At 39.5% G+C, this 21,018-nt stretch carries 19 protein-coding genes and 1 riboswitch; of the genes, 2 read left to right on the top strand and 17 right to left on the bottom strand.

Translation table 11 applies throughout. The features are described 5' to 3' along the window. Positions 1-9: 9 nt before the first annotated feature. Positions 10-2,235 carry a DNA helicase PcrA gene (pcrA, locus tag N178_RS10215; RefSeq protein ID WP_028412524.1) on the bottom strand — a complete coding sequence of 742 codons (2,226 nt, stop codon included), beginning with the start codon at positions 2,233-2,235 and terminating at the stop codon, positions 10-12. Positions 2,236-2,287: 52 nt separating this feature from the next. After that, a complete protein-coding gene (gene pcrB, locus N178_RS10220; protein ID WP_045292048.1) occupies positions 2,288-2,986 on the bottom strand; it encodes a heptaprenylglyceryl phosphate synthase in 699 nt (232 codons plus the stop codon). Positions 2,987-3,511: 525 nt separating this feature from the next. Between pcrB and N178_RS10225 the strand changes: the two genes are divergently transcribed. Next, positions 3,512-4,894: a glycine--tRNA ligase gene (locus tag N178_RS10225; protein ID WP_013055049.1), complete on the top strand. Its 1,383-nt coding sequence runs from the start codon at positions 3,512-3,514 to the stop codon at positions 4,892-4,894. 38 nt (positions 4,895-4,932) lie between these two features. Here N178_RS10225 and N178_RS10230 read toward each other — a convergent pair whose 3' ends face one another. After that, the gene (locus tag N178_RS10230; RefSeq protein ID WP_013055048.1) at positions 4,933-5,238 is read right to left on the bottom strand and encodes a YerC/YecD family TrpR-related protein; all 306 of its coding nucleotides are present in this window, start codon (positions 5,236-5,238) and stop codon (positions 4,933-4,935) included. A 147-nt stretch (positions 5,239-5,385) separates the two neighbouring features. Next, positions 5,386-7,134, bottom strand: coding sequence for an adenine deaminase C-terminal domain-containing protein (locus tag N178_RS10235; protein WP_045292049.1), 1,749 nt, complete (start codon positions 7,132-7,134; stop codon positions 5,386-5,388). 102 nt (positions 7,135-7,236) lie between these two features. Here N178_RS10235 and N178_RS10240 point away from each other — a divergent pair, with 102 nt between their 5' ends. Further along, positions 7,237-7,494 carry a YgaP family membrane protein gene (locus tag N178_RS10240; protein WP_016762773.1) on the top strand — a complete coding sequence of 86 codons (258 nt, stop codon included), beginning with the start codon at positions 7,237-7,239 and terminating at the stop codon, positions 7,492-7,494. 30 nt (positions 7,495-7,524) lie between these two features. On the opposite strand, the gene purD is transcribed toward N178_RS10240, so the two are convergent. From purD to N178_RS10305, 13 genes are all read right to left on the bottom strand, one after another. Next, positions 7,525-8,799: a phosphoribosylamine--glycine ligase gene (gene purD, locus N178_RS10245; RefSeq protein WP_045292050.1), complete on the bottom strand. Its 1,275-nt coding sequence runs from the start codon at positions 8,797-8,799 to the stop codon at positions 7,525-7,527. A gap of 13 nt (positions 8,800-8,812) precedes the next feature. After that, positions 8,813-10,351: a bifunctional phosphoribosylaminoimidazolecarboxamide formyltransferase/IMP cyclohydrolase gene (purH, locus tag N178_RS10250; protein ID WP_045292051.1), complete on the bottom strand. Its 1,539-nt coding sequence runs from the start codon at positions 10,349-10,351 to the stop codon at positions 8,813-8,815. A 103-nt stretch (positions 10,352-10,454) separates the two neighbouring features. Then, entirely contained in the window at positions 10,455-11,033 is a 579-nt protein-coding gene (purN, locus tag N178_RS10255) for a phosphoribosylglycinamide formyltransferase (RefSeq protein WP_014461934.1), read from the bottom strand. Next, positions 11,030-12,067 (bottom strand): phosphoribosylformylglycinamidine cyclo-ligase, encoded by a 1,038-nt coding sequence (gene purM, locus N178_RS10260; RefSeq protein WP_045292052.1) that lies wholly within the window; start codon positions 12,065-12,067, stop codon positions 11,030-11,032. The genes purN and purM overlap by 4 nt, the downstream gene beginning before the upstream one ends. A gap of 26 nt (positions 12,068-12,093) precedes the next feature. Beyond that, the gene (purF, locus tag N178_RS10265; RefSeq protein ID WP_013055041.1) at positions 12,094-13,509 is read right to left on the bottom strand and encodes an amidophosphoribosyltransferase; all 1,416 of its coding nucleotides are present in this window, start codon (positions 13,507-13,509) and stop codon (positions 12,094-12,096) included. Continuing rightward, positions 13,485-15,716 (bottom strand): phosphoribosylformylglycinamidine synthase subunit PurL, encoded by a 2,232-nt coding sequence (gene purL, locus N178_RS10270; protein WP_045292053.1) that lies wholly within the window; start codon positions 15,714-15,716, stop codon positions 13,485-13,487. The genes purF and purL overlap by 25 nt, the downstream gene beginning before the upstream one ends. Beyond that, the gene (gene purQ / locus N178_RS10275; protein WP_045292054.1) at positions 15,700-16,386 is read right to left on the bottom strand and encodes a phosphoribosylformylglycinamidine synthase subunit PurQ; all 687 of its coding nucleotides are present in this window, start codon (positions 16,384-16,386) and stop codon (positions 15,700-15,702) included. The genes purL and purQ overlap by 17 nt, the downstream gene beginning before the upstream one ends. Then, positions 16,383-16,634 (bottom strand): phosphoribosylformylglycinamidine synthase subunit PurS, encoded by a 252-nt coding sequence (purS, locus tag N178_RS10280; protein WP_014461938.1) that lies wholly within the window; start codon positions 16,632-16,634, stop codon positions 16,383-16,385. Before purS ends, purQ begins: the two co-directional genes overlap by 4 nt. Positions 16,635-16,641: 7 nt before the next feature. After that, complete coding sequence (purC, locus tag N178_RS10285) at positions 16,642-17,349, bottom strand: phosphoribosylaminoimidazolesuccinocarboxamide synthase (protein ID WP_028412531.1); 708 nt, start codon at positions 17,347-17,349, stop codon at positions 16,642-16,644. 74 nt (positions 17,350-17,423) lie between these two features. After that, a complete protein-coding gene (purB, locus tag N178_RS10290; RefSeq protein ID WP_013055036.1) occupies positions 17,424-18,716 on the bottom strand; it encodes an adenylosuccinate lyase in 1,293 nt (430 codons plus the stop codon). Then, positions 18,713-19,858, bottom strand: coding sequence for a 5-(carboxyamino)imidazole ribonucleotide synthase (purK, locus tag N178_RS10295; protein WP_016762770.1), 1,146 nt, complete (start codon positions 19,856-19,858; stop codon positions 18,713-18,715). Before purK ends, purB begins: the two co-directional genes overlap by 4 nt. Next, on the bottom strand, positions 19,851-20,339 hold the full coding sequence (gene purE / locus N178_RS10300; protein WP_045292055.1) for a 5-(carboxyamino)imidazole ribonucleotide mutase: 489 nt from the start codon (positions 20,337-20,339) through the stop codon (positions 19,851-19,853). Before purE ends, purK begins: the two co-directional genes overlap by 8 nt. A 128-nt stretch (positions 20,340-20,467) precedes the next feature. Beyond that, positions 20,468-20,569: riboswitch (purine riboswitch) on the bottom strand. Positions 20,570-20,653: 84 nt separating this feature from the next. After that, a complete protein-coding gene (locus N178_RS10305; protein WP_016762769.1) occupies positions 20,654-20,854 on the bottom strand; it encodes an NETI motif-containing protein in 201 nt (66 codons plus the stop codon). Positions 20,855-21,018: the final 164 nt, after the last annotated feature.

The raw sequence follows: 21,018 nt of genomic DNA on the forward strand, positions 1-21,018 counted from the left end.
TTTTCACGATTACACTTTCGTAACCGGGGCAAATTTAGCAAGCAGTCTTTTTACACCTGTAGGACTAGGAAAAGCAATGTCTAATTCTTTTGAATCTCCTTCTCCTTTTACACTTACAACTGTACCAATTCCCCATTTTTTGTGCTCGGCCTTATCTCCAACGCTCCATCCAATTGATTCACTGCCCGTTGATACAAGCTTCGTTTTTGCCACGGCCGCTTGTCGGCGCGCTGCAAACGGCGAAGCTGAAGCCCCTGAACGACCAGCAGCAGGTTTGCGCATCGTTTCATTTAAAGATTCCACAAGTTCACTTGGGATTTCTCCAATGAAGCGCGACTTTGGATTAACGTTGGTTTTACCAAATAGTGTACGCATTTGAGCATTTAATAAATACAATTCTTGTTCAGCACGTGTAATTCCTACGTAGGCTAAGCGTCGCTCTTCTTCCATTTCATTATCTTCAAATAACGATCGGCTATGAGGGAATACACCTTCTTCCATACCCATTAGGAAAACAACCGGGAACTCTAGACCTTTTGCTGAGTGAAGCGTCATAAGAATCACTTGTTCGTTCTCTTCTTCTTCCTCGTCGTCAAGCTTATCGATATCAGCAACAAGGGCTAAATCCGTTAAAAATGCTACTAAGCTTTTATCTTCGCTTGCTTCTTCAAACGTTTTTGTGACAGATAAAAACTCATCAATATTCTCTAAGCGGCTTTGTGCTTCAATTGTTTTTTCCACTTTAAGCGCTTCACGATACCCTGTTCTTTCTAATACCTGTTCCACAAGCTCTGTTACAGACATATAGTCTTGCATTTGAGCTAAGTTCGAAATCATCGATTGGAAATCACGAAGGGCCTTTGTTGCTTTTCCTGTTAACCCCATTAATTCTACTTCATCCAGCGCTTTGAAAATAGAAATGTCATGAACGTTTCCGTAATTGGCCACTTTATCGACTGAAGTAGCTCCAACTCCGCGCTTTGGAACGTTCACAATACGAGCTAAGCTAATGTCATCATCTTGGTTGGCAATTAAGCGCAAGTACGCAAGCAAATCTTTAATCTCTTTGCGGTCATAGAACTTAATGCCGCCGACAATTGTATAATTAATATTGGATTTTAACAGCACTTCCTCCATCACACGAGACTGTGCATTTGTACGATACAAAATGGCAAAATCGCTGTATTTACGCTTTCCGCTGTCTACTGCTTCTTTAATTTTACGTGCTACAAACTGTGCCTCATCATGCTCACTCATTGCTTGGTAATGATAAATCTTTTGGCCTTCATCGTTTTCCGTCCATAAGTTTTTCACTTTACGATTCATATTATTTGCAATGACGCCGTTTGCCGCAGCCAAAATCGTTTTCGTTGAACGATAATTTTGTTCAAGCAAAATGGTTTTGGCTTTTGGGTAATCTTTTTCAAATGACAAGATATTTGTAATATCAGCCCCGCGCCAGCGGTAAATAGACTGATCTGAATCCCCTACTACGCATACATTTTCAAATCGTGCAGCTAGCAAGCGAACCAACATATATTGTGCATGGTTTGTATCTTGATACTCGTCCACATGAATATATTGAAACTTGCGCTGATAGTAAGTTAACACTTCAGGAACTCGTTTAAATAGCTGAATCGTTGTCATAATCAAATCATCAAAATCGAGCGCTTGGTTTTTCTTTAAACGCTTTTCATACTCTTTGTAGACTTTGCTTACAACTTCTTCATATGGTCCCGCTGCTGTTTTATCAAATTCTTCCGCTACTTTCAGTTCATTTTTAGCTGAACTAATGCTTCCTAATAGCGAACGCGGATCGAATTTTTTTGGATCGATGTTTTGATCTTTTAAAATGTTTTTAATAACGGACAGCTGATCCGTTGAATCTAAAATCGTAAAGTTACGATTAAAACCAATACGATCAATATCTCTTCGTAAAATACGCACGCACATCGAGTGGAACGTTGAAATCCAAATGTCTTCTGCCACTCCGCCAACGATACTTGCCACACGCTCTCTCATTTCACGAGCTGCTTTGTTTGTGAAGGTAATCGCTAAAATATTCCAAGGTGCAACTTCTTTTTCCGCCATTAAAAACGCAATTCGATGCGTTAATACACGTGTTTTTCCACTTCCTGCACCGGCCATAAGTAATAATGGTCCGTCAGTCGTTTTAACTGCCTCTTGCTGCTGAGGGTTTAATCCTGTTAATAATTTTTCACTTAAAAAATTCACGTTTTCACCGCCTATATCGAACATATATTCTCTATTCTACTTTATTTATTTTTCATTGTGCAATATTCTTTTTTACCGCTTTTACAGTTTTTAATGCTTCCGATAAATTTGTATAAATAACATTTCCTACAATAACCGTATCGGCAAGCTCCCCCATCTCACTCGCTTGCTCTTTTGTCTCAATACCCCCGCCGTAAAATAACTTCGTCTCATTTAGCGAATTTTTCACTTCTGCCACTAATGCAGGGTCTCCATATGTTCCGCTGTATTCTAGATAGAAAACGGGCAAATGAAACATGCGTTCAGCCATGCGAGCATACGCTACAACATCTTCTGCCTCCAAATCTGTTTTCGCTTCCGTTAGCGCAGCTACTTTTGCTTCAGGGTTAAGTACGCAGTATCCTTCTACAAAAATTTCATCCCAATCCATAATCTCTCCGTATTCCTTCATCGCCGCATGATGTAAGTCAACAATCCACTTTGGATCCTTGCTGTTCAAAACGGTCGGAATGAAATAAGAATCAAAACCAGGTGTTACAGAGTCAATGGTTGATACTTCTAGCGCACACGGCACCGTGTAGCGGCGAATACGCATTAACAGCTGCAGCACATTGTCTAGAGTCACTCCGTCAGACCCTCCGACAAGAACCGCATCCGTGCCAGATTCGCAAATTTTCTCTAAATCTGCATCTAAAATCTCTTTATTAGGATCTAATTTAAAGACATGTCTCCACTCTTTAATATCATACATATATGCTCCTCCATTTCTTTACACTTATCTTTACACTTAAAAGTTCGCGCTCGTCCATTTGTTCATTATAACAAAACTAGGAGGGTGAAATGAAAGGAAAACCGAACTTTTCATCACGTTTTTTGTTTTCAAAAAATATGTATAAAAGATGCGGTTTTATCCTCAAATTCTGAAAGAAAACATCACAAAAAAAGCCCATTTTGCACAAGGTTATTGTTTCTCTGCATAGGATATGCTAATATATAGCTACTAAAATTCATATGATATACGCTGAAGGATCAATAGTACTTAAATCCTCTTCATAAAGCGAACTAGGGACGGTGGGAGCCTAGAGAATGATTTAAGGAAAAGGCAATCTGGAGTATATACAGACGAAGGTGGATACATTTTGTATCAACCAGGGTGGAACCGCGGGAAAAAACTCTCGTCCCTGGGCATATTGTTGATATGCCCAGGGACGAGAGTTTTTTTGTACCCGCTCTTTTTGTTTCGCTTGAATTACTACCATTTACAGGAGGAATTAGAATGTCAAAAACAATGGATCAAATCGTATCTCACGCCAAACATCGCGGCTTTGTATTTCAAGGTTCTGAAATTTACGGCGGTCTTGCAAATACATGGGATTACGGCCCGCTTGGCGTAGAATTAAAAAACAATATTAAAAAAGCATGGTGGAAAAAATTCATTCAAGAATCTCCATACAACGTTGGTTTAGACGCGGCGATTTTAATGAATCCAAAAACATGGGAAGCTTCTGGTCACTTAGGAAACTTTAATGACCCAATGATCGACTGTAAGGATTGTAAAGCTCGTCACCGTGCCGATAAATTAATTGAAGAAAAACTTCAAGAAAAAGGCATTGAAATGATCGTGGACGGTCTTTCATTTGATGCAATGGCTGACTTAATTAAAGAACACGAAATTACGTGTCCTGAGTGTGGTTCAGCTAACTTCACTGAAATTCGTCAATTTAACTTAATGTTCAAAACGCACCAAGGTGTAACTGAAACATCAACAAATGAAATTTACCTTCGTCCTGAAACAGCTCAAGGTATTTTCGTAAACTTTAAAAACGTTCAGCGCTCAATGCGTAAAAAGCTTCCATTCGGTATCGGCCAAGTGGGTAAAAGCTTCCGTAACGAAATTACACCTGGTAACTTCACATTCCGTACGCGTGAATTTGAACAAATGGAACTTGAATTCTTCTGTAAACCAGGCACTGAATTAGAGTGGTTTAACTACTGGAAAGAAACATGTAACAAATGGCTTCTTTCTCTTGGTATGAAAGAAGAAAACGTTCGTCTTCGCGACCATGATGATGATGAACTTTCTCACTACAGTAATGCAACAACAGACTTTGAATATAAGTTCCCATTCGGCTGGGGCGAACTGTGGGGCGTAGCTTCTCGTACAGACTATGACTTAAAGCAGCATATGGAACACTCTGGAGAAGACTTCCAATATGTTGATCAAGAAACAAACGAACGCTATGTACCTTACTGCATCGAGCCTTCTTTAGGCGCTGACCGTGTAACATTAGCTTATATGATTGATGCGTATGAAGAAGAAACGTTAGAAGACGGCTCTTCTCGTACAGTGATGCAGCTTCACCCTGCTTTAGCACCATTTAAAGCTGCTGTATTACCACTTTCTAAAAAGCTTTCTAACGAAGCTCGCGCTGTCTTTGAAGATTTAGCAAAATACTTTATGATTGACTACGATGATGCTGGTTCAATCGGTAAACGTTATCGTCGCCATGATGAAATCGGTACGCCGTTCTGTATTACATTCGACTTCGATTCATTAGAAGACAATCAAGTAACAATCCGTAACCGCGACACAATGGAACAAAAACGTGTAGCAATTAGCGACCTTAAAAATATCATTGAAGAAGCAACTCAATTTTAATTAAAAAAATAAGCGTATGGCTGCTTCAGCCATACGCTTTACTTTTGATTTGAATCTTCTTGAAGGCGTTCTAACACCATTTGATACGCATCGCTTCCATAATTCAAGCAGCGTTTAACACGGGAAATAGTCGCTGTGCTTGCTCCAGTTTCCGTCTCAATTTTATGGTACGTGTTGCCTTCTCTTAGCATTCTTGCCACTTCTAAGCGCTGTGCTAATGATTGAATTTCATTAACTGTACATAGGTCATCAAAAAATTGATAGCATTCTTCAATGTTTTCTAATGATAAAATCGCTTGAAATAGCTGATCTAATTCTTTTCCTCGTAGTTTGTTGATTTGCATCGTATCGAACTCCTTTATCATTGGCTTTCTTTACTGGTTATTTCTATCTATAAAATACAGTTTCTATATTTATTTGCACATACATTCATTCTGTATGAAGACAGCCAATTTCATACAAATTTCAAATTCCTTTGATACTTTTATATTTTAACGCATTATAGACGGAAAAAGTACTTTTTTATTCATAACGTCATAAATTCCTACTGGCGTGATACGAATATAAGGCAAATGTGTAGACGAAAAGAATAGCAGTGAATAGACAGGATCATCGTGTTTGTATCCTCGCTCACCCAGCACTTTCTTGAGTTCCACCTCTCGTTTACTTAGCTCTTCCATCGGCAGATTCGACATGACTCCTTTTAACGTAAGATCCAGTTCATATACTACTTTCTCACCTTCTGTAATAACGATACCGCCGCCAATTTCTTTCATACGTTTGAATGCACACATCATATCTTTTTTCGATTTTCCAATTAAAATAAAATCACCTGTATTTGAAAACGAACTCGCCATTCCCGATACATTTGTCGCAAATCCTTTTAACAGCGTATTGATGCGCCACTTGCCTTCTCGGTCCACCAGCACTAAAAAGCTTTCATCATGATCAGAGGTTAATACATCTCCGCTTACATTTAAGTGAATTGAATACGGCTCCATAATAACAGCATTTTTCATTTTGACGCCTACTGGCATTGAAAATTGAAAATCGTCCATCGTTAAATCAAAGTCTAACTTTAACGGTGAAAAACCAAACTTTTCCCAAGGAAATTCTACCGAGGCTAATGCTTGTTCTTTGCCTTCTTTTTTCATCCACTTTCCTTTTGCTAGTACAGATACCGGGGTAGGCCGCATAGGATCTTCTAAAATATTAATATTAGCCACACAGCCTGTTGCTACATGCCCATGCAAATGTTCCATGTTGTAATAGCGGGCAATATTTACAGACACCATATTATAAGCATCTAACACGGGAACTCCTTCTGAAATAGCTAATGTAATTAACATATCTGACACGCCGTTTCGGTAAAAAGAAGGCGGAGAACCGTCTGTATTCATCGTAATATGGTCAAAATAATCTACCTGCAGCTTTTTTAACTCCTGCAGCAATTTTGGCAAATCTGGCCGAATTGAAGAGTGGCGCAAAGCAACGTCATAGCCTTGCGTTAACCGAGCAACAACATCTTCCCCTGTCATAGACTCATGATCGCTGTCTGCCCCGAGCAATTTCATTTTTGCCAAGGTAAATGCTGACGCTCCCGGGAAATGTCCTTCAATATGCTTCCTCATCCGCTTTGTCTCTTGAACCCAATGAAGCATTAAATCATCTCCGTCTAAAAGCTTCGGCCAACTTGTCAGTTCGCCTCCTTGTAAGACAGCTTCATTTTGTAGCCAAGAAGTAATGTTTGTATGTGAGAAGATATCAGCCTCTTCATCAATTTCTGTCTGCGAATCAAACCTGCACCACCAATACAGTGATTGTGGTAACGTTTTCATTTCTTCAATCAATGAAAATGCCGTTTTTTGTTCAAGCTGTAAAGCAAGAATTAAATTATCATTAAATAAAGTCGTTGTTCCGTGCTTGGCTGCATATTGGGAAAAAGTCTGGGGATTATATAACTGAAACGGGTGAACATGCGGCTCAATATACCCAGGAACCACATATTTCTCACTGCAGTCTATAATCTCTGTAGAAGCGTCTGTGTGCTTAGGCATCTCTGAGCCAACGTATACAATACGATCTTGGTAAACCCAAATATGTGCTTTTTTCCACTGCTTCATTCGAGCGTTCAAATATGTTGCATCTTTTAAGACAATAGTTGGTGCTTTTTGACCGTTTAATACTAAAAGCTGCTGTCTAATATGTTTGCTTTTCCAGCGGTATCTTTGTTCCGGCATGCTAAATTCCCCCTAATTTACTATGTATTTTTATCGTAACACATCCGTGATGTAAACGCATTCAGAAACTGTTATTAATTTTATGAATAAAGGTGATAAAACATGAAACCAAATATCGGCATTGTTAACGCATTAATTCGACTTACGCTGGGCTTTACCCTTCTTTCTTGGACAACATCTCGTTTATCTCGCAGACCGTACAAAGATTCATACATCTTTTTAGGGTTAATGGGCGCTTTAAAAGTTGCAGAAGGCATCACGCGTTTTTGTCCCCTTACGTACGCATATGATTCATGTCAAAAACATGATGAACATGAACACCATCCAAACGGAAACGAAGAAACGTATAATCCTTCATAAAGTAAAAAGGAGAGCCGGAGCTCTCCTTTTTTATTTTAAAGCTGCTTTTGTTAATGCACGATGGCCGATGTCTTTGCGATAGAAAAAGCCTTTTTCTACATCGATATGAGCCATTTGTTTGTATACTTCTTGCTGCGCTTCTTGAAGGGTTGCTCCTTTGGCACCTACTAATAGAACGCGGCCGCCGTTTGAAACGTATGTGTCGTTTTCTAAAGCTGTACCAGCGTGGAAAACAAGCGCGTCTTCACTAATCGCATCCAACCCGTTAATTGGCGCACCTTTTTGATAATCTTCTGGGTAGCCTGCTGCTGCTAATACAATTCCGATAGCCGCTTCGTCATCCCATTCAATTTCTACTTTTTCTTCTTTCAAAATGCGAAGAAGCACATCGACTAAATCGCTTTTCATACGCGGCAGTACAACCTGTGTTTCAGGATCTCCAAAACGCGCATTAAATTCAATCACTTTTGGTCCTTTTTGTGTTTGAATCAGACCAGCATATAGAATTCCTGTATACTCGCAGCCTTCTTCAGCTAATCCTTTAGCCATTGGAAGTAAGATGTTTTTTACAGCCTCTTGTACTTCTGCATCACTGATTTGCGGAACAGGAGAGTAAGCTCCCATGCCTCCTGTGTTCGGACCTTGATCGCCGTCAAAAGCACGCTTATGATCTTGTGCAATTACCATTGGATATACATTTGTACCGCGTACAAATGCCATTAATGAAAATTCTTCACCATCCAAAAATTCTTCTACAACTACTTTTGCACTTGCTTCTTTAAATTTTTGGTCAACTAGAAAATCACGTAATGTATCTACGGCTTCTTCTACTGTTAGAGCAACAGTTACACCTTTACCAGCTGCTAAGCCGTCTGCTTTAATAACAATTGGAGCGCCTTGCTTTTCCACATATGCTTTTGCTTCCTCGTAAGACGTAAATGTTTCATACGCTGCGGTTGGAATATCATACTTTTTCATGAGCTCTTTTGCAAAGCTTTTGCTTCCTTCAATCATCGCTGCTTGTTTGCGCGGTCCAAAGACTGGAAGACCTTCTTGTTCAAATCGATCAACAATGCCTTCAATTAGCGGATTCTCTGGTCCAACAATTGTTAATCCAATCTTGTTTTCTTTTGCAAACTGCACAAGCTCTTCTTGGCTGCTTTCATCGATTGGTACAATCGTTGCCACATCTCTCATGCCTGGGTTTCCTGGTGCTACAAACACTTCGTTAACAAGTGGACTTTTTGAAGCTTTCCATGCAATTGTATGCTCTCTTCCGCCTTTTCCAATAACTAAAACATTCACGTTCTTCACCTCATTAATGTTTAAAATGTCTTACGCCTGTAAATACCATTGCAATGCCGTATTCATCTGCTTTTGCAATTGACTCTTCATCACGAATTGATCCGCCCGGCTGAATAATAGCTGTGATTCCTGCTTTAGCTGCTGCTTCTACTGTATCGCCCATTGGGAAGAACGCATCTGAACCTAAAGCTGAACCTTGTGCTTTTTCACCAGCTTGTTCAATTGCAATTTTTGCAGCGCCTACACGATTCATTTGACCAGCCCCGACGCCAATTGTCATGTCATCTTTTGCAAGTACAATAGCATTAGACTTAACATTCTTAACAACTTTCCATGCTAATTTTAAATCTGCCCACTCTTTTTCTGTTGGCTCACGTTTCGTTGGAACAGTAATCGTTGCATCATCAAATCCAAATACGTCTTCATCCTGAACAAGCACGCCGCCTTTTACAGATGTTAAGAAAGCTTCTTTTTCTGCTTTTTCATCAAGCTCTATCGTTAGTAAACGAAGGTTTTTCTTAGCTGTTAATACATCTAATGCTTCTTGATCGAACGCAGGAGCAATGATGATTTCTAAGAAGATTTCTTTTAACTGAATAGCCGTTTCGCGGTCGATAGGACGGTTAGCTGCTACGATGCCGCCAAAGATAGATGTAGGATCCGCTTCGTATGCTTTTTGATAAGCTTGAGCAATTGTTTCACCCACACCTACACCGCAAGGATTCATATGTTTGATCGCTACGATAGCCGGCTCTTTGAATTCTTTTACGATTTGAAGAGCTGCGTTTGCATCGTTGATATTATTGTATGATAACTCTTTTCCATGCAGCTGCGTAGCTGTTGCAATAGAACCTTTTTGTGTTAATGGCTTTTTATAGAAAGAAGCTTGTTGGTGAGGGTTTTCTCCGTATCGTAAGCCTTGAACGCGCTCATACGTTACTGTTAATTTCTCAGGAGTTGTTTCACCTGTAATGTTTGTTAAGTATTCAGCGATTAATGCATCATAAGCTGCCGTATGACGGAATACTTTTGCTGCTAATCGTTGGTTGGTTTCAAATGAAACATTGCCATCCGCTTTTAACTCTTCTACTACGGTTGCGTAATCGCTTGGATCTACTACAACTGAGACAGAACGATAGTTTTTCGCAGCTGAACGAAGCATTGTAGGTCCACCGATGTCAATATTCTCAATCGCTTCAGCAAGCGTTACATCCTCTTTTTCAATTGTCTTTTTAAATGGATATAAGTTTACAACTACAAAGTCGATTGGCGAGATATTATGCTCTTTCATTTGAGCTTGATGCTCTTTATTATCGCGTAACGCTAATAAAGCACCGTGAACGTTAGGATGCAATGTTTTTAAACGGCCGTCTAAAATTTCTGGGAAACCAGTTACTTCAGAGATTCCGATAACGTCAATGCCGTTTTCTTCTAGGGTACGCTTCGTACCGCCAGTTGAAATAATTTCTACTCCTAAGTCCTTTAATTCTTGTGCAAATGAAACAATACCTTCTTTATCAGATACGCTAACAAGCGCGCGTTTTGCTGTCATTTTGTAAACTCCTCCTGATCCGATCTCTCATTTAAAATCTTTCTTTCACTACTACTCTACCATAGTAAAGGATTAAAACTTTTTTGACAAGGTTCCATCCTATTTATTTAACTGCGGCTTGTTCAAATAATTCATTCAGTACCGCGGGATAAAATTGATGTTCAATTTCATGAATACGGGCCTCAACTGTTTCCCTTGTATCGCCTTTTTCAATGCGAATAGCCTGCTGGTCAATAATTGGTCCTGTATCCATGCCTTCATCTACAAAATGCACGGTAATTCCAATCACTTTTACTCCTGCATCAAAAGCTTGACCAATAGCATCAATCCCAGGAAATGCAGGTAAAAGCGAAGGGTGAATATTAACAATACGATTTTTGTATGGCTTAAGCAACGTCGAACCAACTAATCGCATATATCCTGCTAAAACAAGAAATTCTACTTTAGCTGATGTAAGCTCTGCAAGAATGGCTGCTTCATACGCTTCTTTATTTTCATAGTTTTTAGGCGAACAAACAAAGCATGGTATTCCACATGCTTTTGCTCGTTCAATTACGTATGCATCCGGTTTATTACAAACAACAAGCGCAATATTTGCTTTTAATCGACCTGACTGAGTTGCTTCATAGATGGATTGAAAGTTACTGCCGTTTCCAGAAGCAAACACTGCAATATTTATCATGCAAACGTCCCTCCAGCAAATTCAACACCTGTTCCTTCGTTTACACGTCCGATAACAAATGCTTTTTCGCCTTCGTTTTCAATTGCTTCAATGACTTTATTCATATCTTCAGGTTCAACAGCTAAAACAAATCCGATTCCCATGTTGAATACTTCAAACATTTCTTTACGGTCTAGCTTGCCTTGCTCTTCAAGGAAATCAAACACGTATGGAATTGGCCAAGAACCGTAATCAATTTCTACACCTAAACCTTCAGGAAGCATACGAGGGATATTTTCAACAAATCCGCCTCCAGTAATATGAGCCATACCTGCAACTTTAGCTGCATGTAATGCTTTTAGGACTGGCTTCACGTATATTTTTGTTGGCGTTAATAACTCAACTCCGAGCTTTTCATTAAAACCAGCGTAAGTTTCGTGAAGATTTAATCCTTGATCATCAACAATTTTACGTACAAGAGAGTAGCCGTTGCTGTGAATACCGCTAGATGAGATACCGATCAACAGCTGTCCAGCTTTAATCTCATCTCCAGTAATAATTTCTGACTTTTCTACTGCTCCTACTGTAAATCCTGCAAGATCATATTCATCTTCTTCGTATAAACCTGGCATTTCAGCTGTTTCTCCGCCAATTAACGCACAGTTGGATTGTTCACAGCCGTCTGCAATTCCTTTCACAATCGATTCAATTTTTTCAGGAACTGCTTTGCCGCAAGCAATATAATCTAAGAAGTAAAGAGGCTCTGCTCCTTGTGCTAACACGTCGTTTACACACATGGCCACCGCATCCACACCGATTGTGTCATGCTTATCCATTTGAAAAGCAAGTTTCAATTTTGTTCCTACTCCATCTGTACCAGAAACAAGAACAGGCTCTTTTAAATTCAATGTAGATAAATCGAACATTCCGCCAAAGCCGCCGACTGTTCCCATAATACCTGCACGAGCAGTGCGTTCTACGTGCTTTTTAATACGTGAAACAGCTTCGTATCCTGCTTCTAAGTCAACTCCAGCTTGTTTATATGAATATGACATGTTGTCACTCCTTTTTTACGTTAAAACTAACAAGTTACCTTTTCATGAGGGTGTACAGTATCTGGATAAATTTCAGTTGGATACTTTCCAGTGAAACATGCCATACACTGTCCGCCGTTGCCTTCATACTGTCTGCCGATTGCATCTACTAACCCTTCGTTGCTTAAGAAAACAAGTGAATCAGCTTCAATCAATTCACGAATTTCTTCAACAGAGCGCGTAGCAGCGATTAGCTCAGAGGATGACGACGTGTCAATTCCATAAAAACATGGATTTTTAATAGGTGGTGAACTGATGCGTACATGTACTTCAGTTGCTCCTGCTTCTCGAAGCATACGAACAATGCGACGGCTTGTTGTGCCGCGAACGATAGAATCATCTACCATGACAACACGCTTACCCTCTACAATTTTACGTACGGGAGACAGCTTCATTTTTACACCTTGTTCACGCAGTTCTTGTGAAGGCTGAATGAATGTACGGCCTACGTATCGATTCTTAATTAAACCTAATTCGTATGGGATCCCGGACTGTTCTGCAAAACCGATTGCTGCTGAAATACTTGAATCCGGAACGCCTGTTACAACATCTGCTTCAATTGGTGACTCAACTGCAAGTTGTTTCCCAAGGTTTTTACGAGCAGAGTGAACATTGATTCCATCAATATTGCTATCTGGTCTTGAGAAATAAATATATTCCATACTGCAAATGGCGCGGTTTACGTTTAATGTGAAACGTTCTGATTGAATACCTTCATCGTTAATAATGAGTAATTCACCAGGCTCTACATCACGCTCATGAACTGCTCCAACAATATCAAATGCACATGTTTCAGAAGCTACTACATAAGCATCACCTAATCGTCCAATTGACAACGGACGCAGTCCGTGAGGGTCGAGTGCAACCATCATTGTATCTTCTGTTAAAATAACGAATGCATATGCGCCTTTAACCATAGATAAAGCATTTTTCACTTTATCTTTCATATCTTCATAGCCGCTTCGTTTAATTAAATGAGCCAGTACTTCTGTATCAGATGTTGATTGAAAAATACTCCCTTGGTTTTCCAGCTGATGCTTTAATGCATTTGCATTAACCAAGTTTCCATTATGAGCTAACGCAAGGCTTCCGCTATGAGAGCGGAAGTGAAGGGGTTGAACATTTTCAAACCCTCCGCCTCCAGCTGTTGCATAACGAACGTGTCCAATTGCTGCTTTACCGTTTAGTTGCTCTAACTCTCCGTGGCCAAATACTTCGTTAACAAGACCAACACCTTTCATTACTGTTACTTTTTCACCGTCTGTTACAGCAATACCAGCGCCTTCTTGTCCGCGGTGCTGCAAGCTATGCAAACCGTAATAAGCAATTTGGCTTGCATTTTCATGTCCCCATACACCGAATACGCCACATTCTTCGTTTAAGCCTTTGATTTCAGCAAGCATGGAAGCGCTCCTTTCCAAGCAGTAGTTAATTCTTCAACTGATAATTGAACAAGAACATTTTCTTGATGTTTAACAGTTAATGTTGCGTCTTCTGTTACGCGTCCTACTAATGTTGCATCTTGTACAAGCATTTCGAATTTTTCTTTATTCTCTGGTGAAACCGTTACGACAAAGCGTGATTGTGTTTCACTGAATAGTTCTGCTGTTGCTTCACCGTCTACCGTTACGTTTACGCCTAACCCGCTGCCGTTCATCACTTTTTCAGCTAGGGCTACTGCGAATCCTCCTTCTGCAATATCATGAGCAGATTGAACTGCACCTTCACGAATTGCTTGAAGAAGCTGATCTTGACGTGTTTTTTCAACTGCTAAATCTAATTTAGGTGAACGGCCGAATACCGTACCGTTTTCTAGTACTTTTTGAAGCTCAGTACCTGCAAATTCTGCTTCAGCTTTACCAATAACATAGATTAAGTCATCTTTTTGCTTCGCATATTGAGTTGTAATATGGTCGATATCGTCGATTAGACCAACCATTCCGATAACAGGAGTTGGGTAAATTGCTTCACCTTTTGTTTCATTGTACAGAGATACGTTACCACCGATAACCGGAGTCGATAGCTCACGGCAAGCATCGCTCATACCGTCTGTTGCTTTTTCAATTTGCCAGAAGATTTCTGGTTTTTCAGGGTTACCGAAGTTTAAGCAGTCTGTAATCGCAAGAGGCTGTGCACCTGAACATACAAGGTTACGAGCAGCTTCTGCCACTGCAATGCGGCCGCCTACTTCAGGGTCTAGATATAAATAGCGAGAGTTACAGTCTGTTGTCATCGCTAATGCTTTATTTGTATCACGTACACGAACAACCGCCGCGTCAGATCCAGGAGATACAACTGTGTTTGTACGCACTTGATAGTCATATTGGTTGTAAACCCACTCTTTGTTTGCAATAGTAGGCTGTTTTAAAAGCGTTACTAACATATCACTGTGATTTTCAACAGTAGGAGCATATGCTGATTGCTCTTGGAACTCACGATAGTATGCTGGTTCTTGAGATGGCTTGTGGTATACCGGTGCATCTTCTGCTAATGCATCTACAGGAACATCTGCTACTACTTCTCCGCTATGAGTTAGACGAAGGCGCTTATCGTCGGTTACGTGACCAACTGAAACAGCTTCTAATCCGTATTTTTCAACGATTTCGACGATTTCATTTTCACGGCCTTTTTCAACAACGATGAGCATGCGCTCTTGAGATTCTGAAAGCATCATTTCATATGGTGTCATACCTGTTTCACGCTGAGGTACAAGATCAAGGTTCATTTCAATACCAGAACCTGCTTTACTTGCCATCTCTGCTGAAGAACTTGTTAAGCCCGCAGCACCCATATCTTGAATACCAACTAAAGCGTCACACTTGATAAGCTCTAAACAAGCTTCAAGAAGAAGTTTTTCCATAAATGGATCTCCTACTTGTACAGCAGGGCGCTTTTCATCTGACTGATCAGATAGCTCTTCAGAAGCAAATGTAGCACCGTGGATACCGTCGCGTCCCGTTTTTGCTCCTACGTACATCACCGTGTTGCCGACGCCTTTAGCTTGACCTTTTTGAATGTCTTCGTGGTTAATTAAACCAACACACATAGCGTTAACAAGTGGATTTCCTTCATATGAAGCTTCAAACTGAATTTCTCCGCCTACTGTTGGGATTCCTACACAGTTACCGTAACCTGCGATTCCCGCTACTACTTCCTCAAACAAATGACGAACCTTTGGAGATGTTAATTCACCAAAACGTAAAGAGTTTAAAAGTGCAATCGGTCTTGCTCCCATTGAAAAGACGTCACGAATGATACCACCTACACCAGTTGCAGCTCCTTGATAAGGTTCAATCGCTGATGGATGGTTATGACTTTCGATTTTAAATACAACGGCTTGGTTGTCACCAATATCAACGATACCAGCTCCTTCACCAGGACCTTGTAATACTTTTTCACCCGTGATAGGGAATTTTTTCAGTACAGGCTTAGAGTTTTTATAACTACAGTGCTCTGACCACATAACAGAGAATAAGCCTGTTTCTGTATAGTTAGGAGTACGACCAAGCAGTTGCTCTACATTTGCAAACTCTTCGTCTGTTAATCCCATATCTCGATATAACTTTTGTTCTTTAATTTGCTCTACATTTGGTTCAAGAAGTAACGACATTTTGTTCCCTCCACTGCTTTACGATTGATTGAAATAATTTAAGTCCGTCCGCGCTTCCTAAAAGATCGCTTACCGCTCTTTCTGGGTGAGGCATCATTCCTAATACGTTGCCTGTTTCGTTCGTAATCCCTGCAATATCTTGAAGACTTCCGTTTGGATTATCACCTGCGTATTGGAAAAGAATCTGGTTGTTTTCAATCAATTTTTGTAACGTTTGTTCATCACAATAGTAGTTGCCTTCACCGTGTGCCACTGGAATAGCAATTACTTCATCTTTGCCATAAGCATTTGTAAACATTGTTTCGTTATTAGCTACTTTCAAATTCACTGTTTTACAGATGAATTTTAAGTTTTCATTACGGCGCATAGCACCTGGCAGTAATCCTGCTTCTAATAAAATTTGGAATCCGTTACATACACCTAGTACTGGCTTTCCTTGACTTGCTGCTTTTTTTACAGCGTCCATTACATTTGAGAAGCGAGCGATAGCACCTGAACGAAGGTAATCTCCATATGAGAAACCACCCGGAAGTAGGATACCATCATATTGATCTAATGATTCTGTATCGTGCCAAACGTAATCTACTTCTTCACCAAGCTCATCTTTGATAGCATGATACATATCTACGTCACAGTTTGATCCTGGAAAAACAATTACAGCAAATTTCACTGTACGACAACCTCCTCAACCTCGTAACGGTAATCTTCAATTACTGTATTAACTAAAAGCTTTTCACACATTTCTTTTACGCGTTCATCTAATGAATCTGTGCTGTCGATTGTTAGCTCTAAAAATTTACCGATGCGTACTTCTTGAACTTCTTCATAAGACATACGGTGCAATGAATTTTTAACGGCTACTCCTTGAGGGTCTAATACACTTTCTCTTAATGTGACAAATACTTTTACTTTATACATGGTTGGGTTATCCTCCGATTCGCTGTAAGATTTTTTCGTATGCTTCTGTTAAACCGCCTAAGTCTCTGCGGAATACATCTTTATCTAATTTTTCGTTCGTATGAACATCCCAGAAGCGGCAAGTGTCAGGTGAAATTTCATCCGCTAAAATAATGTCGCCTTGAGAAGTACGGCCGAATTCTAATTTAAAATCCACTAAGAAAATATCTTTATCTTTGAAAAATTTCGATAATACTTCGTTGATTTGAAGTGCTTGTGCCTTTAAACTATCAATCTCTTCTTGAGTTGCAGCCTTAAGGAAAATCGCATGTTCTGCAAGAATTAATGGATCACCAAGCGCATCATCTTTGTAGTAAAGTTCAACGATTGGCTGTTCAAAACGAATACCTTCTTCTACGCCAATTCGCTTCGCAAGGCTTCCTGCTGTAGCATTTCGTACAACAACTTCAAGCGGAACAATTTCTACTTTCTTCACCGCTTGTTCATGATCTGAAAGCTGCTTCACAAAGTGAGTTGTAATCCCTTGCTCATGTAACATTGAAAATAGTAAACTACTAATTTGATTGTTCAACTGTGCTTTTCCGCTAATCTCTGCTTTTTTCTGACCGTTGAATGCTGTAGCTTCATTTTTATAAGCAACCCACAATACATCTTGCTCATCAGTAGCGTAAATTTTTTTCGCTTTTCCTTCATAAAGTAACTCTTGCTTTTCCATGCTGTCACCTCTACATACAGAATATTCAGATACACGTTCTTAGATAAAGGCAAGGACGTGCCTTGCCTTTTTTATTAAAGACCTAAACGTTCAAAAATCATATCTACATTTTTTAAATGGTGCTTATGATCGAAGCAATCTTCAATCTCTTCTGGTGATAAGTGGCGAGTAATGCGCTCTTCGCCTTCAATTAAAGAACGGAAAGGAACTTGCGTTTCCCATGCTTCCATTGCTTTTGGCTGTACTAAGTCGTATGCCTCTTCGCGTACCATGCCTTTATTGATTAGTGTTAACAGTACACGCTGTGAGTAAATTAGCCCTAGTGTACGATCCATGTTGCGCTTCATGTTGTCAGGGAATACTGTTAAGTTTTTAACAATATTTGCAAAACGATTTAACATGTAATTTAAAGCAATCGTTGCATCAGGTAAGATGACACGCTCTGCCGATGAATGAGAGATGTCACGCTCATGCCAAAGCGGTACATTATCATAAGCTGTAACCATATAGCCGCGAATTAAGCGAGCAAGTCCCGTTACGTTCTCAGAACCGATTGGATTACGTTTATGAGGCATTGCAGATGATCCTTTTTGACCTTTTGCAAAGTACTCTTCAACCTCACGTGTTTCACTCTTTTGAAGACCGCGAACTTCTACTGCAAATTTCTCAATAGATGTCGCAATTAACGCTAGTACTGACATATAGTGTGCATGACGGTCACGCTGTAATGTTTGTGTAGAGATTGGTGCTGGTGAAATTCCTAACTTCTCACATACGTATTTTTCAACGAAAGGATCGATGTTAGCGAACGTTCCAACTGCTCCTGACATTTTACCGAATTCTACTTCAGCTGCAGCACGTTTTAAACGCTCTAGGTTACGCTTCATTTCTTCATACCATAATCCCATTTTCAAACCAAATGTCGTTGGCTCAGCGTGTACACCGTGCGTACGTCCCATCATAACCGTATACTTATGTTCTTGAGCTTTTTCCTTTAGTACTTCTACAAAGCGCTCTACGTCACTTAGCAAGATTTCATTAGCTTGCTTTAATAAATAAGATAGAGCTGTATCAACTACGTCAGTTGAAGTCAAACCGTAGTGTACCCACTTGCGCTCTTCACCAAGCGTTTCAGATACTGCACGAGTGAAAGCTACTACGTCATGACGCGTTTCTAGTTCAATTTCATTGATGCGGTTAATATCAAAAGATGCATTTTGACGAATTAACTTCACATCTTCTTTCGGAATATGTCCTAATTCTGACCATGCTTCACAAGCTAGAATTTCAACTTCTAACCAAGCTTTAAATTTATTTTCTTCTGTCCAAATAGCTGCCATTTCTGGTCTCGTATAACGTTCAATCATGTTGTTACTTCCTCCGTTCTTTCCCAAATTCCTAGAGATTCGGCTTTTTCTATCGCCTCATCTATCTTATCAGCTAATACCGTGATATGTCCCATTTTTCTCTTCTCTTTTGCAACTTTTTTTCCGTACAAATGTAAGTGCATATCATCTAAACATTCGATTTTTGCCATTGTGTTCTCAATATGTTCCCCTAATAGGTTAACCATAACAGCAGGTTTTAATAAAGTCGGCTGTGCTAGGGTCCAGTTACAAATGGCTCTTACATGCTGCTGAAATTGAGAAAGATCACAAGCATTGATTGAATAATGACCTGAATTATGAGGTCTAGGTGCCATTTCATTTATATAAAGCTGACCTTCTTCAGTTAGGAACATCTCAACTGCTAATGTACCAACTAAATCTAATCCTTTTGCTATTTCTTGCGCATACTGAAGAGCTTTCGCTTCTTGATCTGCTGTAATACGTGCCGGAACAATCGTTTGGTGCAAAATATGATGCTTATGAATGTTCTCAGCTACTGGTAAACATACCGTTTCGCCTTTTGCATTGCGGTGTACAATAACTGATACTTCTTTATCTAAGTTCATCCACTGTTCTACAATACATTCCGACTGTGCTAATAGCTCAGCTGCTTCACGAATATTATTCTCATTTTTCACTAGAACTTGCCCTTTACCGTCATATCCGCCTCGGCAAGTTTTTACGACACATGGATAACCAATTGTTTCGACAGCTTTTAAAAGTTCTTCTTCAGTCGTAACGATTGCGTAATCAGGAACATCTAGATTAAGGTTTGTAATCATTTCTTTTTCTAAACGACGATTTTGTGTAACGGCTAGTAAATGACTGCCCTGTGGCACGTAGCATTTTGTTTCTAGCCATTTCATCATCTCAACATCAACGTTTTCAAATTCATAAGTGATGACATCTGACACTTCAGCAAGCTGTTCAACCGCTTTTCTATCATCATAGTTGCCAATGACTTTAATATCTGCTACTTGACCGCAAGGAGAATCCTCTGTTGGTTCAAGCACTGCAATGTAATAACCCATTTCTTTAGCAGATAGTGCAATCATTCTTCCTAGCTGTCCACCGCCTACGATTCCAATTGTTTTACCAGGAGGTATAAGTAAATTAGACAAGTTGATCACTACTTTCTAACACAGATGATTTAATAGACTCTCTACGATTTTCAAGTTGATCACTTAACGTTGGATCCTGTGTTGCTAAGATTTGTGCTGCTAGCAACCCAGCGTTCGTAGAACCAGCTTTTCCAATAGCTACTGTAGCTACCGGTACGCCGCCTGGCATTTGAACAATCGATAAAAGTGAATCTAAGCCGTTTAAGTTACTTGATTTAACGGGTACACCTATTACAGGTAAAATTGTCTTTGCAGCAATCATACCAGGTAAGTGAGCAGCGCCACCAGCGCCAGCAATAATAACTTTAATCCCTCGTTCTTTAGCAGTTTCAGCATAATCAAACATATAATCCGGCGTTCGATGTGCTGATACAACTTTCTTTTCATATTCAATATTTAATTCATCTAAAATGTCACACGCATATTTCATAGTGCTCCAGTCTGACTGACTGCCCATTACAACAGCAACTTTTACATTCATGAATAAAAGCTCCTTTTTCACGTTATAAAAAAACCTAGGGTAAGTTATGGCTCACTAAAGGAAAGCCACAACTACCCTAGGTTTCATGTATCAACATTCCTTTTGAAAAGGAATCATGTTTACCTATTTAGTAATTGTACTCTCCTCATAGTCCAATGATTTACGGTCATCGGGTAGAAACTCGTGGGCCATATTCCCACTATTATATGAGGTTTCGGATATCTCAATTGACAACTTAATAATAACAGCCAAACTAGAAAAAAGTCAACCTAAAAATCGAATGTTTACTATTTTTATCATTAAAATGTTCGTATTTAGAGACTTTTCCCTTCGAAAACAATCTGTTGCTTTACCGGAACATAGTCCTTTTTACCATTTATTTCTTTTTCTTCAAAAATAGGCTTTTCCATTCGTCGAACGGGCATATACCCATCTTTTTTCATCCGATCTAAACAACTTGCGATTGTTTCATTTTCTTGTAATTCATACAGTACTTTTTTTGATTTCTTACCCAAAATGCAGCCTCCAGTTCGAAAAAAGTTTCTTACAACGTCAAAAAGAACTTTTATAACAAAAATTAAATGAATCCACTATAGTGTAACATAATTTAAAAGTTAAATTCACGCTGTAATTTTTAGAAACAAAAAAGACTAGTCATTGAATGACTAGTCTTTTTATT

This window comes from Priestia aryabhattai B8W22, from assembly GCF_000956595.1.
Taxonomy (GTDB): domain Bacteria; phylum Bacillota; class Bacilli; order Bacillales; family Bacillaceae_H; genus Priestia; species Priestia aryabhattai.